Genomic DNA, 14,477 nt, shown 5'->3' on the forward strand with positions numbered 1-14,477 from the left:
AGCCCTTAGCTTGCTAATTAACAAGTTGGTACATAATTTTATGAGGCTGATTGTCGCAGGGCTGATCGTGCGATGGTGTGGCTAAAAGTGTAGATCAGGCGCTGAAAAATGCATTAAACGGGGTGTTCATGCGCGTTATGTAATATGCATTCATACTTTGGTCGAGTACAAAAGTGGCCAGGTATCACGCTGGCCACGGGGTGGAGCTGGTGTAGAACACTGCCAGCCAGATGGTGGCTGTGCCGGGGGCGGTCCACTCCACGCGGTGGCGGGAGTGGGGCGGGATGTCCAGGCAATCGCCCGGCGCCAGCAAGCGGGTGTGGTGCTCGTGCTCGAAACGCAGGCCAGCAGCACCGCTGAGCAGCACGATCCACTCGCCTTCGGCCTGGTCGTACCAGAAACCGGGCGGGCTGGCCTGGCCGCTGGAGACAATACGTTCCACACGCACGCCAGGGCGGCTGAGCAGCTCGTCGACACGTTCGGCACTGGTGGGGTCGCAGGGAGGCAGGGCAGTCAGCAGGTTATTCGATGTCATGGAAAGCCTCGCTTTGAAGGTGTGTTGCCACTATGGACGCAAATACCCTGCAGCGCGCTTCTTGACCCGCCCGGCTGTTTGTAAGACCTTTCCGAGATTTGGATGACGGGCAGCAAATGGACAAACTCCAGGCGATGAAGATGTTCGTGGCCACTGTCGATGCCCAAGGCTTTTCTGCCGCTGCGCGCAGGCTTGGGCTGGCGACTTCGTCGGTAACGCGCCTGGTTGATGCGCTGGAAACGGCGCTGGGCACCACGTTGCTCAACCGCTCGACTCGTCAGGTCAGCCTGACCGAAGCCGGCGCCCGTTACTATGAGCGTGCGCGGGGCATTTTCGAGGCGCTGGATGAGGCCGATGCCAGTGTTGCCGACCGTGGCGAGGAGCCTGTCGGCGTGTTGCGCCTGTGCCTGCCGGTGGAGTTCGGCAGGCGGGTCATCGCCCCGCATCTGGGGCCGTTTCTGGCACGGCACCCGGCGCTGGAGCTGGACATCGACCTCAGCGACCGCCTGGATGACCTGCTGGACGGGCGCTATGACCTGTCGATTCGCCTGGGCGACCCGTCGGCCAATGACGAATTGGTGTGTCGCCAGCTCGGCCGCTTCGAACGTTGGCTGGTGGCCAGCCCGGCTTACCTGGCCGGGCGAGATACGCTGCAGCACCCCCGGCAGTTGCTGGAGCACGCCTGCCTGCGTTTTCGCTACGGGCAGAAAGCGCGCCCCTGGCGCCTGGAGCTTGGCCAGGAAAGCCTGGAGTTGAACGTAAGCGGGCCGCTGCGCAGTGCCAATGCCGACATGTTGCGCGAAGCCGCACTGGCGGGCAGTGGCATCGCGCTGCTCGCCGACTGGCTGGTGCGCGAGGATGTGCTGGCCGGGCGCCTGCTGCGGGTGTTCCCAGGTTGGCGGGCCAGCCCTGGCACGGCCAATGACAGCATCAACGCCCTGTACCTGCCCAACCACCGTGGTTCGCGGCGGGTGAATGCGTTTATCGATTTTTGCGAAGGTTTGTTAGGCCGGCACGGCTAGCGTTGCGCTGTGCGCAAAGGCGCGTTGCGCCAGGGTTGGATTCCCGGCATTGACGCGCCTGGTTAAGGTAGCCGGCATATTCCATCCCTTGTCGAGGAACCTCGCATGAATCCCTCCCTTGCCGCCGCGCAACCTGCAGCAACCGGCCTGAGCCGGGCACTGGTCGTGCTGCTGGCGTTCTGCTGCGGCGCGATCGTGGCCAACATCTACTACGCCCAGCCCATCGTCGGTTTGATCGCCCCGGACCTTGGGTTGTCCACCGAGCATGCCAGCCTGATCGTTTCACTCACCCAGCTGGGTTATGCCCTGGGCCTGCTGTTGCTGGTGCCGCTGGCTGACCTGCTGGAGAACCGCCGCTTGATGGTCGCCACCGCAGTGCTGGCGTGTGTCAGCCTGCTGCTGGCAGGGACCAGCAGCAGCGGTCAGGGCCAGTTGTTCCTGGGCTATGCGCTATTGATCGGGTTCAGTTCGGTGGCGGTGCAGATGCTCATTCCGCTCGCGGCGCACCTGGCGCCGGAGCAGCAGCGTGGCCGGGTGGTGGGTAACATCATGGGCGGGTTGCTGCTGGGGATCCTGCTGGCGCGGCCGTTGTCCAGCCTGGTGGCCGACCACTTCGGCTGGCGCGCGGTGTTCATTGGCGCTGCCGGGGTGATGCTGGCGATCATCCTGCTACTGACGCTGACCCTGCCGCAGCGGCGGCCTGAACACAAGGCCAGCTATGCCGGGTTGATGCTGTCGTTGCTCACACTGTTGCGCCGCTATCCGCTGCTGCGCCAGCGCTCGTTGTACCAGGCACTGATGTTCGCAGCGTTCAGCCTTTACTGGACGGCGGTGCCCATGGCGCTGGCGGGTGAGCACGGCCTGTCGCAAAGCCAGATTGCCGTGTTCGCCCTGGTGGGCGCGGTGGGCGCCGTTGCCGCGCCCTTGGCTGGCCGCCTGGCAGATGCCGGGCACGCACGGGCCGGCTCGCTGCTGGCGCTACTGCTGGCCCCGGCGGCCTTGTTGCTGGGCTTGACGGCGCCGGGCTACAGCGTGATCGGCCTGGGCCTGACCGGCGTGCTGCTGGACTTTGCAGTGCAGATGAACATGGTCATTGGCCAGCGCGAAGTGTATGCACTGGACCCGGCCAGCCGCGGGCGGCTGAACGCGGTGTACATGACCAGCATCTTCCTGGGTGGGGCACTGGGGTCGGCAGTGGCCAGTACGCTGTTCAGCCAGTTCGGCTGGCAAGGTGTGGCGCTGGTGGGGGCAGGGCTGCCTGGCCTGGCATTGATCGCTTTTATGGCCAAAGCTTCCCGATCCTGACCGGTATGCGCTCCTTGTATGTTGTGCCTAGCCTGATGAGAGAGGTTATTCTCGTCAGGCTATAGAAGCACTTCCGGGGAGGCCGATCGCTCCTGAAGGCAGGGTTTGCCCCTGACCTACAAGGAAATGGCAAGCCTGAGCGATTGAGCCATTGCCGCAAAATTGCCATGGGTGATATCCGCACCGGTGAGCAGACCATCCTCGATCACCTGATCTAGTCGCTGAACCGCGCCAAGGAGGCACTGGTTTCAAGCCATGCAAAGTACGTGTAGGAGCAGCCTTGTGCTGCGAAGAGGCCATAGCTGGCGAAGATGATCTTTTGCCTTGCCGGCCTCTTCGCAGCACAAGGCTGCTCCTACAAGGGCATGGCACGCCTGAGCGATTGGGCCATTGCCGGCAAAATTGCCATGGGTGATATCCGCACCGGTGAACCATTTGATACGGCCAAGCTTTTCAGCTCTGAGTACCTTAGAAAAGCTTGACCGCCAACAGAGTATCTACAAAGACCGTGCATATCTGTCCAGGTGCTATCGGCCAAGCGGCAGCGCCACGCCAATCAAGGCAAACAGGCTGCCGCAGCAGCGATTGAAACCTTTGCCACCCTTGGCCAGCCACGGCCGGATGCGAAACGCCAGGCGGGCCAGCACATACTCGACCAGAAACTCCACACTGGCAAAGGTCGCCGCCATCACCACGAACTGCAGCATCAGCCCGCGTTGCGGGTCGATGAATTGCGGCAGGAAGGCACCATAGAACAGCAGCACTTTGGGGTTGGCGATGGCCGACAACAAGCCTTGGCGGAACAAACCCGCATTGCCGAGCCGTGCACTGCGCTCGGTCAATTCCAGATGCAGGCCCGGGCTGCGCCACAGCTGGATACCCAGCCAGACCAGGTAAGCGCCGCCCACCCACTTGAGCACGCTCAATACCGAAGCCGAGGTTTGCAGCAACGCGCTGAGGCCAAACATGGCCAGGGCGATAAGCGCGCTGAAACCAAACACGCCGCCAACAATGGTGAACAACGTACGGCGGGCGCCATACAGGGCGCCATGGGTCAGGGCCAGCAGGCTGTTGGGGCCTGGTGTCAGCGACAGGCCGATGCTGGCGAGCAGGTAGATGAGCCAGGTGTCGAGTGCCATGGTGCAACGCCTTGTTGATTTGAAGGGTGCCAGTCTAGGGCGCAGTGCCCAGTCAGCAAGGGTATGATCTGGACATTGAATAGTCGTTTCTGGACGCAATGCCATGTTGCCTGATATCCGCCTGCTGATCTTGCCGTTACCGGATTTCGCCCTGCTGCCATTCGGCGGCTTTCTCGACAAATTGCGTTTCAGCGCCGACGACGAAGACTACAGCCAGCAGCGCTATTGCAGCTGGATTGTGGCCGGGCTCACGCTCGACCCGGTACCGTCGAGCAGCGGTGCAGTGGTGCAGGTCGAGGCGGTGGCCGGCCAGCTGGAACTGGCCAGTTTCGACTACCTGGTGGTGTTCGGCGGCCGCAATGCAATGGCTACAGCTGCGTTGGCGCCGCGCTACCAAACCTTGCTCAGGCAGGCCGGCAAAGCCGGGGTCAAGCTGGTGGGGGTCGACAATGGCGCCTTCCTGTTGGCCGCGTGCGGGTTGTTACGGGGGCACAAGGTGGTCGTGCACTGGCGTCACGAAGCCGAGTTTCGCGCCGCGTTCCCACAGTTGCAGGTGCTGCGCGATCAACTCTATTGCATCGACGCAAACCGTATCACCTGTGCTGGCGGCACGGCGGCCATCGACCTGGCGGTGGCGCTGTTGTCACAAGCCTGTGGGCGGAGCCGGGCGCTCAAAGGGCTCGCCGACATGCTGGTGGACGAAACCCGCGACAGCCGCCATGCCTTGCGTTCGCTGGAACTGGGCGCCGGCCAGGGGCGCCAGGTGCAGCGGGCACAGGCCCTGATGCGTCACCACCTGGGCACCCCGCTGGCGGTCGAGCAACTGGCCGCTGAACTGGGCATCAGCCGGCGCCAGCTGGACCGGCAGTTCCACGCCAGCCACGGCATGAGCGCCAAGGCCTGGTGGCTGGAAATGCGCTTGCAGCAGGCGCGCTGGCGCTTGCTCAACTCAAGCCACAGCCTGGCGCAGATTGCCGATGAGGTGGGGCTGGGCGATGCCAGCTACCTGGGTAAATGTGTGCGGCGGCGGTTTGGTTGTTCAGCCCTTGAGTTGCGGGCAGGCAACCCCCAACCTGAAGCCGCTGCAAAGTTACTGCGGCGTCCCGAATAACCCCGTCCAGTAAATCCCTGCGTCACTCTTCGGGTCCACGGCATAGGCGGCACCCAGCTCACGGAAATCCGGGTTCATCAACGTGGCGCAATGCCCCGGGCTCTCCAGCCAGCCATCAACCACCTTGTGTGCGGTGTCACGCCCGGCGGCGATGTTTTCACCGACTTGCTGGTACAGGTAGCCAGCCAGCTCCGCCCGGTCGCCGGGGGTGCGGCCATCCTTGTCGATGTGGTCGAAGAAGTTCTGGTTGGCCATGGCCCGCGTGTGGTTGGCGGCGGCCCCGGCCAGTACCGTGCTCCAGCTCAGTGCGGGGGCTGCGGCGTACGGCTGGCCGCCGCATTGGCGCGGCACCTTGCGGGCAGCGTTGATCTCTTGCAGTACCTTCTGCCCCTCGGCCTGCCAGTCGCCCAGGCGGCCGCTGAGCAGCGGCCGGGCCAGCACGATGCGCCAGTCGCGGCCCTCCTGGCTGACGCCGATATCGACGAACTGCGGGTCTAGCACCACTTGGCAGAAGCTTTCTTCGATGGCATGCATGGCCGCGCGCGCATCGCGTGGCCCCGACAGGCTGATGGCCTGCACGTTGACCATAGGGTAGGCAGCGCGGGTCATGGCCTGCTGCAAGTCACGGGTGCCCTCTGGCGACAGTGCCAGGCGGGTGTCGCTGTTGAGCGGCGGCAGCTCCAGCGACGCTTCGCCACCGCAGGGCTGGGCCTTGCTGCGGTAGACATTGATCGAATCGATCAGTTGCGCCTCTTCGCTGGTGACAGCCAGTGCCCCGGTCGAGACGACCAGGCCCAGCGACAAGGCGGCAACGGATGACAGGACGCGCATGTGGATCTCCCTATGACTGGCAGCGTCGTGGTATGCGCTGCTCATCCTACACAAGCCGGGGGCTTTTGGCCCTAGCGGGTGCAAAGCAATGAAAACGCCGGCAATCGTTGCTGGCGGCAAAAGAGGGAGTAGACCACTGGTCGCTGGAAAAGTGCGATGAGTTGCTAATCATTCGTATCGAGCCAGGGCTTTCAGCCGTTTTGGCATCAACGGGCCAACGCCGGGTTCGGCTTGTAGAACAGGAAGTGCGTGGTCTGCGCAGTCTTGCGGTAGGCCTTGGCCCAGTCGGGGTGGACCGTACGGTCGTGGAAGTACAGCGCACCGCCGGTGGGGTCTTTCAATTGCTGGTTGAGCGCCTTGCGTGCGATCTCCTTGGCCACATCGTAGCGTTGCGCTTCCTCGACCTGGTCCGGGCGCCCGTCGCACCACCAGGAAAACTGGCAGGCCTTGGTCTCGACGCCCTGCTTGACCACGCCGCAGATGGTGTCGGGGAAACCATCATGCTCCAGGCGGTTGAGCACCACGCTGGCCACCGCCGCCATGTCTTCGGCATCGGCACCCTTGGCTTCCCAGTAGAGGGTGCGGGCCAGGCAGGTGATGCTGTCGTCCAGTGGCGCCTGGCCGGCCGGGTCGACTGCCTGCGTTTCGCTTGAGGTCAGTTTTTCTGTTTTTTTTGGCGGCGGGGCATCGTTGACCACCTTTTTTTCCAGTACTTCGGCCTTGTCTTCGGCCACTGCGGCCTTGGCCGTGTCGGCTGCGTGCAAGGGGCCTGCGAGCAGGGCCGAGGTCAAGCCGATCACTATCCAGACAGGGCGCATGGCGAGGCATCCGAGTGGGGGCTGATTGCCAGTCTAGCCAAGCGTAAGCATTAGTACCAAAGGCAGGGTGGCGGCGGCCGCGACGGTCTGCAGGGCAATGATGGTGGCCATCAGCGGGGCGTTGCCACCCATTTGCCTGGCCATTACATAGGAGGACGAAGCAGTGGGCAGGGCCTGGAACAGCACCGCCACCACGGCTGCCTGGCCACTCAGGCCCAGCACGCGGCACAGGCCCCATGTGGTCAGGGGCATGACCAGGAACTTGAACGCCGACGCCGCCATCAGTGGGCGCACCTGCTGGCCCAGGCTGGCCCCACCCAGCGCTGCGCCCACACATAGCAGGCCCATTGGCAGGGCGGCCTGGCCCAGCGCCTTGACCGTGGGTTCGATGCCCGGCGGTAAGCCCAGCCCCGTTACCCGCAGCAGCAGGCCGCCGGCACAGCCGACGATCAACGGGTTGGCGAAGATTGCCCGCAGCACCGTGGCCGGTGAGCTGTGGCGGGCGGTGAAACGCGCGAACACCAGCACGCAGAGCAGGTTGACCAAGGGCACGATGGCGGCATTGGCCACTGCTGCAAGGGCAATCCCGGCGCTGCCGTAGAGGCCGGCGGCCAGGGTAGCGCCGATGTAGTTGTTGAAGCGGATACCGCCCTGGAAGACCGAGGTGAAGTCCGCGCCGTCGTGGTTGATTGCGCCCTGGTACAGCACCAGCAGCACGGCGCCGGCCAGGGTGGAGAGCATCAGCACGCCGACCATGCCCATCACCGGTACGCCATCGAGGTTGGCCGTGGCCAGGCCGTGCAAGAACAGCGAAGGTAGCAGTACGTAGTAGCTCAGGCGCTCGGCGCCGGGCCAGAAACTCTCGGCCAGAAAGCCGCGCAGGCGCAGGAAAGTACCCAGGGTAATCAGCAGGATGATCGGTAGCAGGGTGGTCAGCAGCAAGTGAAGCATGGTCGACGTTCCGTGGTCGGGTACGCGCAAAGACTACTGCTGAGGACTGATCTGTAAAAACGTTGTTTTCTGCACTGACTGTTGAGAAAAAATGCATGGTTTAGGCATTAGGCGGTCTCTGTGGGAGCGGGCGCGCCCGCTCCCACAGAGATCCCGCCAGGACAGTCAGTAATTGCAACTACGCCTCAAGCGCAGTCTTCAACACCGCGCTCAAATGCCGCCGTTGGCTTTTCTCATGCTCCAGCAACACCACACGGCGGGTCAGTTGCGGTTCGCCAAACGGCAGGCAGGTGGCCGGCGGCAGGCGTTTCAGGTCGTCGTCTGCCATGGGGATGATCGCCACACCCAGGCCCATGACGGCCATGCTTGCCAACGCTTCCTGGCTGTCCAGTTCCATCTGTTCGCTCACTTGCAAATGCTGGCGGCGCAGTTCCTGCTCGATCTGCCGCCCGGCCCAGGCACGCTTGTCGAAGCGCAGGAACGGTTGACTGGCGAGCAGCTCCGGTACGCTGTACCCGGCCAGTTCGGGGCTGGCGATGGCCCAGAAGCGGTCCTCGAACAGCGGTGTGAAATCCAGGCTTTGTGGGTATGGGCTGACCGGCTCAGTGGTGATTGCCGCGTCCAGCTCACCGTCCTCCACGCGGCGTGCCAGCTCCGCCGACATGCCCGAGGCCACGCTGATGTGCAACTGTGGGTGGTTGGCCTTGATCCATACCAGCGCCTTGGGCAAGCGCCGCGCCAGCACGGTATGGATCGCCCCCAGGCGCAGGCGGCCGCGCAGGCTCGGGCCGCTGGCCACAGCGTCGGCCAGTTCGTCGTAGGCAGCCAGGATGCTCTCCGCGCGGGCCACCGCCAACTGGCCTGCTTCGGTCAGCACCACCTGCCTGCGGCTGCGGTCGAACAGGGGTGCCTGCAACTCGTCTTCAAGGGTCTTGATGTGCAGGCTCACCGCCGAAGGGGTGAGGCTGAGCAGATCGGCGGCGCGGGCAAAGGTGCCGTGGCGGGCGATGGTTACCAGGGTACGCAAGGCTTTGAGAGACATGCGGGCAGGTCCAGGGTTGAACGGTCAGTGCTGCATTGTCAGGCCCGGTCCTTTCGCAGCACAAGGCTGCTCAGCGCACATTACGCCCATACGCCTGGCTGATCCGGTCGATCACCATGGCCAGGGCGACGATCGCCAGCCCGGCCTCCACACCCTGGCCGACATTCAAGGTCTGGATCCCCGCCAGCACATCCTCACCCAACCCGCGGGCACCGATCATCGATGCCACCACCACCATCGACAAGGCCATCATTACCGACTGGTTGAGCCCGGCCATGATGCTTGGCAGCGCCAGCGGCAGGGCAATGCGCCGCAGCCGCTGCCAGCGGGTTGCCCCCAGGCCGTGTGCGGCCTGCAGCAACGAAGGGTCGATCTGGCTCAGGCCCAGTTCGGTCAACCGCACCAGTGGCGGCAGGGCGTAGATCAGCGTGGCGAACACGGCGGGGACCTTGCCCAGGCCGAACAGCATCAGCACCGGGATCAGGTAAACGAAGGCCGGCAGCGTCTGCATCACATCCAGTACCGGTAACAGCAGCCGCCTCGCCAGTGGCCGGGAAGCCAGTAGTATGCCCAGCGGCACGCCCACCAGCACGCACAGGCCGGTACTCACCAGCACCAAGGCCAAGGTTTGCAGCAGCTTGTCCCACAGCCCGAGCATCCCGATCAAGGCCAGCAGCGCTACCAGCACCGCGCTGCGCAGCAGGCTGCGGCTGGCGTGCCAGGCAAGCAGGCCAACCAGTAGCAACAACAACCACCAGGGCAGCAGGCGCAGCAGGTTCTCCAGGCCGACCAGTAGTTGCAGCAGCTGGTCAGAGACCGCGCGCAAGTGATCGCCGTAATTCAGCACCAGCCAGTCGACCAGCCTGTTTACGCTGTCAGCGAAAGAAAACTGCAGGGCTTGGGGAAAGCCGTTGCTCACAGGCTGCCCTCGACCTTGGTGGCAACCTCGGCAGGCAGCCAGGCTTTCCACACCTCTGGGTTGTCACGCAGGAAGGTGAGGGCGGCCTCGCGCGGTGGCGTGCGCTTTTCGCTCATGACGGCCAGCGCCTTGTTGAGCCGATCGATCGGCAGGTCGACCTGCTCGAACACCGCGACGAGGTCCGGGTAGCCATCACGGAAGGCCTTCGATACACCAATCGACAGCTTCGCGGGCAGTGAGCGGCTACCCTTCGGGCTGGGGTTTCCGGCATCGGTCAGCGTGGCCCACGCCTCGGCATCGAACGCTGGCTCTTGCAGGCGGATGAGTTTGTATCGCCCCATCAACGGTGTCGGGTTCCAGTAATAGAACAGCACCGGCTGGCCACGGCGGATGGCCGAGCCGATTTCCGCATCCATCGCTGCACCGGAGCCACTGCGGAAGTTGGTGTACAGCTCATCCAGGCCATACGCCTTGAGTTTCTGGCTGTTGACCGTTTCCGATGTCCAGCCGCTGGGGCTGTTCAGAAAACGGCCCTTGTCGGGTGACTCGGGGTCGCGAAATACCTGCGGGTAGCGCTTGAGGTCGTCGACGCTGCGCAGTTCGGGCGCCAAAGGCTTCAACTTGCGAGCAGCGTCGCCTTCGATCACGTACGCGGGTACCCACCAGCCTTCTTCTGCATGCTTGACCGTGTCGCCCAGTGCGAATACCTGGCCTGCCTGCTCGGCCTTGACCCAGGCAGGGCTGCGTCCGGCCCACTCTTCGGCGATCACCTGGAGGTCGTTGCGGGCCAGGGCCACTTCCATACTGACGGTGCTGCCGGGGAGGGTATCGGTGGTGTAGCCATACCCGCGCTCCACGATCAGCCGCAGGATTTCGGTGGTGAGGGCACCGCTTTCCCAGCCGATGGCACCGAAATGGATCGGTGGGCGTTGCTCTGCCGATACAGCGTTGTGGGTGTTGGCCAGGCCTACGGCTAGCATCAGGCCGGCCAGCAGCGTTGAAAACTTGTTCATCCAGACCTCGTCGTTTGCCGCGCCTTGGGGGTGGGGGCAAGTGTAGACGACGAGGTGTTGGCGGGGCTCAGGGCCGCGCGGGGCGGCCCCGGTTGCCTCAGACGCGGAACTGGTCCATCAGCGCCTGCTGCTGGTTGGCCAGGCTGTTCAGGGACTGGCTGACTCGCGCCGACTCGTTGGCCTGCCCCGACAGCGATTCGGTGACATCGCGGATGGTTGCCACGTTGCTGTTGATCTCTTCGGCCACCGCGCTTTGCTCTTCGGCGGCCGAGGCGATCTGCAGGTTCATGTCGGTGATCACCGTCACCGCCTGGCCGATACGCTGCAACGCAGTCACGGCCTGGCCAACCTGTTCGACACCGCCCTGGGCCTGACGGTGGCTGTTGTCCATGGCACCGACCACTTCGCGGGTGCCGTCCTGCAAGGCCTCGATCACCTGGCGGGTTTCTTCTACCGACTCCTGGGTGCGTCGGGCCAGGTTGCGCACTTCATCGGCAACCACGGCAAAGCCACGGCCGGCTTCACCCGCGCGGGCTGCCTCGATGGCGGCGTTCAGCGCCAACAGGTTGGTCTGTTCGGCAATCGAGCGGATCACTTCCAGCACCGAACCGATCTTTTCGCTGTTCTGCGCCAGGCCTTCGACTTCGGCCATGGCGTTGCTCATGTCGGCGGCCAGGGCATCGATGCTTTGGGTGGTGCGGTCGATGACTGCCAGGCCTTCGCGGGTGGCCTGGTCGGCATCACGGGCGGCCTGGGCGGCCTGCGAAGCACTGCGCGCCACGTCCTGGGCCGTAGCGCTCATTTCGTGCGAGGCCGTGGCCACCTGGTCGACCTGGCGGTATTGCTGCTCCATGCCGGCGCTGGTTTGCGTGGCAATTGCCGAGGACTGGTCGGCGGTGCCTCGTGCAGCCTGCACCGAGCGTTTGACCTCGGCGATGGTCGGCTGCAACTTGTCGAGGAAGCGGTTGAACCAGCCGGCCAGCTCGCCCAGCTCGTCCTGCTTCTGGTAGGTCAGGCGGCGGGTCAGGTCGCCTTCGCCGCTGGCAATGTCCTTGAGCATGGCGGCCACGCCGAGGATCGGCCGGGTAACGCCGCGGGCCATCAGCCACACCATCAGCAGGCCGGCAATGGCTGCCGCCAGGCCCAGGCCCAGCTCCAGCAGGGTACCACTGGTGTTCAGCGCGTCCAGTTCCTGCTTTAGTGTTTCGGCAGGCCCGGTCAGGGCATTTTCCGGCACATCCAGCAGCACGCCCCAGGGTTGCGCGTCGGGGATCGGCCGGAACGCGGCCAGCACCTTCAGACGCTGCTGGTCGTGCAGGATGGTCATCTTGCCATCGGCCAGCTTGCGTACCAGTTCGGCGCCCTTGGCCGAGTCCACCTGGTCGAAGCGCTGGGCCAGCTTGCTGGCATCGGCGCTGTAGCCGGCCAGCAGGCCGACCGGGCTGAGGATACCGACCGTGGTGCGGCCCTCGTACAGGCTGCGGCTGGCCTCTTGGCTCAGGGCCTGCAGGCTGTTGAGGTTAATATCGATGGACAGGGTGGCAATAATCTTGCCGTTGACCGCCAGCGGGAAGACGATGCTGGTCATCAGCACCTGCTGGCCATCGATGTCATAGAAGTAGGGCTCTACCACGCACACCTTGCCGGTCGTACGCGGGCACACCCACCAGGTGTTGGCCGGCTGGCCGCTGGGGCCGATCTCGGTGTTGGCCATGTCGTGTTCAGGCAGCGCCATGGCGGTCAGCTGGCCGGCGCGCGGCTGCGACCAGTACAGGGCAAAGCGCCCGGTTTCGTTGCTGCCCAACTCTGCCTTGCCGGCGAACAGGCTGTCCTTGGCGTCCAGCGCGTTGGGCTCGAACACCAGCGACAGGCCGAGCAGGTCGGGGTTGGCCTGCAGGGCGGTGCGCACCTGGCGGGTCATGTCTTCACGCAGGTCAAACGCGTCGAGGTAGCGCTTTTCTGCCTGTTCGCGCAGGAATAGCACCTGGCGGGCGAAGCCGGCGCCGTACTGGTAAGCATCCATGAACTGGCGACGGATGTTCAGCGCTTGCACTTCACCCTGCGACTCGATGCGTGATTGCGCCGCCTCGGTCAGCATCTGCATGCTGCTGGCCTTGACCAGGTCCGAGCTATGGTCCATCCGGTACAACGACAGGCCGACGAGCAAGGTGACGATGCCAGCCAGGCAAAGGCCGGCGAGCAGGGTGATCTTCCACTGGATGGAAAGTTGGCGCAAAGGCATGGGGGCGGATCCCTTTTTTTGGGCACTAAGGGTTATGGCTTTGGGGCTGGGTTGGGCGGGGAGCCCAACAGCTTATCGGCCCAGTCAATTTTTTCTTTATTCAAACATTCAATTTAAATCCGGCCTTCTGTGAAATCCGCCGCAACATGGCGCTTTTGACATCTGCCGCGCACTGCTTCAGAGTGCGCGCTTTTTTCTGTCGTAATGAGGTAAGCCAACCATGAATGCAGTGATCGCCGCGGTCGGCATCATGCTGATACTCAGCCTGTCCCGCGTGCACGTGGTCATCGCCCTGATCATTGGTGCCCTGGTCGGTGGGCTGGTAGGCGGCCTGGGCATCGAAGGCACGCTCAAGGCGTTCAACGGTGGCCTGGGCGGTGGCGCCACGGTTGCCTTGTCCTATGCGCTGCTGGGCGCTTTTGCGGTGGCCATCGCCAAGTCCGGCCTGGCCCATGCCTTGGCTGACCGTGCACTGGCCATGATCGATCGCCAGGGCCACGCCAATGGCGGCAAGGTCAAATGGCTGATGATCGGCCTGATGCTGGTGGTGGCGGTGTCGTCGCAGAACATCCTGCCCATCCACATTGCCTTCATTCCGCTTCTGGTCCCGCCGTTGCTGTATGTATTGACCCGCCTGCGCATCGACCGCCGGCTGATCGCCTGCGTGATCACCTTCGGCCTGATCACCCCGTACATGTTCCTGCCGGTGGGCTTCGGCAACATTTTCCTCAACGAAATCCTGCTGGCCAACGTTGCCCGTGCCGGTGTCGAAGTGAGCGGTGTCAACGTCACCCACGCCATGGCCATACCGGCTGCGGGCATGTTGGTCGGCTTGCTGCTGGCAGTGTTCATCAGCTACCGCAAGAAGCGTGACTACGACCTGGCGCGCATCGAGCAGGTGGAGCAGGTGAGCGTGCAGTACAACCCGCTGACGCTGCTGGTGGCGGGGCTGGCAATTGCCGCAGCGTTCATCGTCCAGTTGTTGCTGGACTCGATGATCATCGGTGCCATGGTCGGTTTCCTGATTTTCTCGCTGTCAGGCATCGTCAAGTGGAAGGACACCGACGGCCTGTTCACCGAGGGCATGAAGATGATGGCGATGATCGGCTTCATCATGATTGCCGCCTCGGGCTTTGCCGACGTGATGAAGGCGACCGGTGAGGTGAAGAGCCTGGTGGAAACCTCGGCCCAGTGGATCGAGCACAGCAAGGGCATCGGTGCCTTGCTGATGCTGCTGGTGGGTTTGCTGGTGACCATGGGCATCGGCTCGTCGTTCTCCACCGTGCCGATCCTGGCCGCGATCTTTGTGCCACTGTGCGTGCAGCTGGGCTTCGACCCGCTGGCCACCGTTTGCATCGTCGGTACTGCCGGTGCCTTGGGTGACGCAGGCTCGCCGGCCTCGGACTCAACCCTGGGGCCGACCTCGGGCCTGAACGTGGATGGCCAGCACCACCATATCTGGGACACCGTGGTACCGACCTTCATCCACTACAACCTGCCATTGCTGGCGTTTGGGTGGGTGGCGGCGATGACGCTGTAAGGGGCGAGG

Annotated in this window: 14 protein-coding genes and 1 pseudogene; 5 read left to right on the top strand and 10 right to left on the bottom strand. The window is 63.9% G+C overall.

What is annotated here, in order from left to right; translation table 11 throughout:
* Positions 1-184: 184 nt before the first annotated feature.
* A complete protein-coding gene (locus SB756_RS05185) occupies positions 185-535 on the bottom strand; it encodes a cupin (protein WP_410910319.1) in 351 nt (116 codons plus the stop codon).
* Between the two features lie 116 nt (positions 536-651).
* Between SB756_RS05185 and SB756_RS05190 the strand changes: the two genes are divergently transcribed.
* The 3 genes from SB756_RS05190 (at position 652) to SB756_RS05200 (ending at position 3,344) form a co-directional block, all read left to right on the top strand.
* Positions 652-1,557, top strand: a complete 906-nt coding sequence (locus SB756_RS05190; protein WP_410910320.1) for a LysR family transcriptional regulator — start codon at positions 652-654, stop codon at positions 1,555-1,557.
* A gap of 105 nt (positions 1,558-1,662) precedes the next feature.
* A complete protein-coding gene (locus tag SB756_RS05195) occupies positions 1,663-2,862 on the top strand; it encodes an MFS transporter (protein WP_410910321.1) in 1,200 nt (399 codons plus the stop codon).
* Positions 2,863-3,173: 311 nt separating this feature from the next.
* Positions 3,174-3,344, top strand: coding sequence for a hypothetical protein (locus tag SB756_RS05200; RefSeq protein WP_341798658.1), 171 nt, complete (start codon positions 3,174-3,176; stop codon positions 3,342-3,344).
* A gap of 45 nt (positions 3,345-3,389) precedes the next feature.
* On the opposite strand, the gene SB756_RS05205 is transcribed toward SB756_RS05200, so the two are convergent.
* Complete coding sequence (locus tag SB756_RS05205; RefSeq protein ID WP_410910322.1) at positions 3,390-4,001, bottom strand: LysE family translocator; 612 nt, start codon at positions 3,999-4,001, stop codon at positions 3,390-3,392.
* 103 nt (positions 4,002-4,104) lie between these two features.
* Between SB756_RS05205 and SB756_RS05210 the strand changes: the two genes are divergently transcribed.
* Positions 4,105-5,112, top strand: a complete 1,008-nt coding sequence (locus tag SB756_RS05210; RefSeq protein ID WP_410910323.1) for a GlxA family transcriptional regulator — start codon at positions 4,105-4,107, stop codon at positions 5,110-5,112.
* Here the strand turns inward: SB756_RS05210 and SB756_RS05215 are convergent.
* From SB756_RS05215 to SB756_RS05250, 8 genes and pseudogenes are all read right to left on the bottom strand, one after another.
* Positions 5,092-5,943 (bottom strand): CAP domain-containing protein, encoded by an 852-nt coding sequence (locus SB756_RS05215; RefSeq protein WP_410910324.1) that lies wholly within the window; start codon positions 5,941-5,943, stop codon positions 5,092-5,094. The two genes, SB756_RS05210 and SB756_RS05215, sit on opposite strands and share 21 nt — an antisense overlap.
* A gap of 206 nt (positions 5,944-6,149) precedes the next feature.
* Positions 6,150-6,761: a cell wall hydrolase gene (locus SB756_RS05220; protein WP_410910325.1), complete on the bottom strand. Its 612-nt coding sequence runs from the start codon at positions 6,759-6,761 to the stop codon at positions 6,150-6,152.
* Between the two features lie 33 nt (positions 6,762-6,794).
* Entirely contained in the window at positions 6,795-7,712 is a 918-nt protein-coding gene (locus SB756_RS05225) for an AEC family transporter (protein WP_341798662.1), read from the bottom strand.
* Between the two features lie 178 nt (positions 7,713-7,890).
* A complete protein-coding gene (locus SB756_RS05230) occupies positions 7,891-8,754 on the bottom strand; it encodes a LysR family transcriptional regulator (protein WP_410910326.1) in 864 nt (287 codons plus the stop codon).
* Positions 8,755-8,824: 70 nt separating this feature from the next.
* Positions 8,825-9,673, bottom strand: a complete 849-nt coding sequence (locus SB756_RS05235) for an ABC transporter permease (RefSeq protein WP_341798664.1) — start codon at positions 9,671-9,673, stop codon at positions 8,825-8,827.
* Positions 9,670-10,686 (bottom strand): ABC transporter substrate-binding protein, encoded by a 1,017-nt coding sequence (locus tag SB756_RS05240; RefSeq protein WP_410910327.1) that lies wholly within the window; start codon positions 10,684-10,686, stop codon positions 9,670-9,672. Before SB756_RS05240 ends, SB756_RS05235 begins: the two co-directional genes overlap by 4 nt.
* Positions 10,687-10,783: 97 nt before the next feature.
* Complete coding sequence (locus tag SB756_RS05245; RefSeq protein ID WP_370453613.1) at positions 10,784-11,539, bottom strand: methyl-accepting chemotaxis protein; 756 nt, start codon at positions 11,537-11,539, stop codon at positions 10,784-10,786.
* Between the two features lie 102 nt (positions 11,540-11,641).
* A pseudogene (locus SB756_RS05250) lies at positions 11,642-12,928 on the bottom strand (HAMP domain-containing protein); the annotation flags it as partial.
* 220 nt (positions 12,929-13,148) lie between these two features.
* Here SB756_RS05250 and SB756_RS05255 point away from each other — a divergent pair.
* On the top strand, positions 13,149-14,468 hold the full coding sequence (locus SB756_RS05255) for a Na+/H+ antiporter family protein (protein WP_341798667.1): 1,320 nt from the start codon (positions 13,149-13,151) through the stop codon (positions 14,466-14,468).
* The last annotated feature ends 9 nt before the right edge of the window (positions 14,469-14,477 follow it).

Origin of the sequence: Pseudomonas sp. SIMBA_068 (assembly GCF_046534705.1) — a bacterium.
Taxonomy (GTDB): Bacteria; Pseudomonadota; Gammaproteobacteria; order Pseudomonadales; family Pseudomonadaceae; genus Aquipseudomonas; species Aquipseudomonas putida.

What these genes read in the sequence shown, in the direction of transcription:
- SB756_RS05190 (WP_410910320.1), top strand. Translation starts at nt 652, where the DNA reads ATGGACAAACTCCAGGCGATGAAGATGTTCGTGGCCACTGTCGATGCC.
- SB756_RS05230 (WP_410910326.1), bottom strand. Translation starts at nt 8,754, where the DNA reads ATGTCTCTCAAAGCCTTGCGTACCCTGGTAACCATCGCCCGCCACGGC.
- SB756_RS05185 (WP_410910319.1), bottom strand. Translation starts at nt 535, where the DNA reads ATGACATCGAATAACCTGCTGACTGCCCTGCCTCCCTGCGACCCCACC.
- SB756_RS05220 (WP_410910325.1), bottom strand. Translation starts at nt 6,761, where the DNA reads ATGCGCCCTGTCTGGATAGTGATCGGCTTGACCTCGGCCCTGCTCGCA.
- SB756_RS05255 (WP_341798667.1), top strand. Translation starts at nt 13,149, where the DNA reads ATGAATGCAGTGATCGCCGCGGTCGGCATCATGCTGATACTCAGCCTG.
- SB756_RS05215 (WP_410910324.1), bottom strand. Translation starts at nt 5,943, where the DNA reads ATGCGCGTCCTGTCATCCGTTGCCGCCTTGTCGCTGGGCCTGGTCGTC.
- SB756_RS05210 (WP_410910323.1), top strand. Translation starts at nt 4,105, where the DNA reads ATGTTGCCTGATATCCGCCTGCTGATCTTGCCGTTACCGGATTTCGCC.
- SB756_RS05205 (WP_410910322.1), bottom strand. Translation starts at nt 4,001, where the DNA reads ATGGCACTCGACACCTGGCTCATCTACCTGCTCGCCAGCATCGGCCTG.
- SB756_RS05245 (WP_370453613.1), bottom strand. Translation starts at nt 11,539, where the DNA reads ATGGAGCAGCAATACCGCCAGGTCGACCAGGTGGCCACGGCCTCGCAC.
- SB756_RS05225 (WP_341798662.1), bottom strand. Translation starts at nt 7,712, where the DNA reads ATGCTTCACTTGCTGCTGACCACCCTGCTACCGATCATCCTGCTGATT.
- SB756_RS05195 (WP_410910321.1), top strand. Translation starts at nt 1,663, where the DNA reads ATGAATCCCTCCCTTGCCGCCGCGCAACCTGCAGCAACCGGCCTGAGC.
- SB756_RS05200 (WP_341798658.1), top strand. Translation starts at nt 3,174, where the DNA reads ATGATCTTTTGCCTTGCCGGCCTCTTCGCAGCACAAGGCTGCTCCTAC.
- SB756_RS05240 (WP_410910327.1), bottom strand. Translation starts at nt 10,686, where the DNA reads ATGAACAAGTTTTCAACGCTGCTGGCCGGCCTGATGCTAGCCGTAGGC.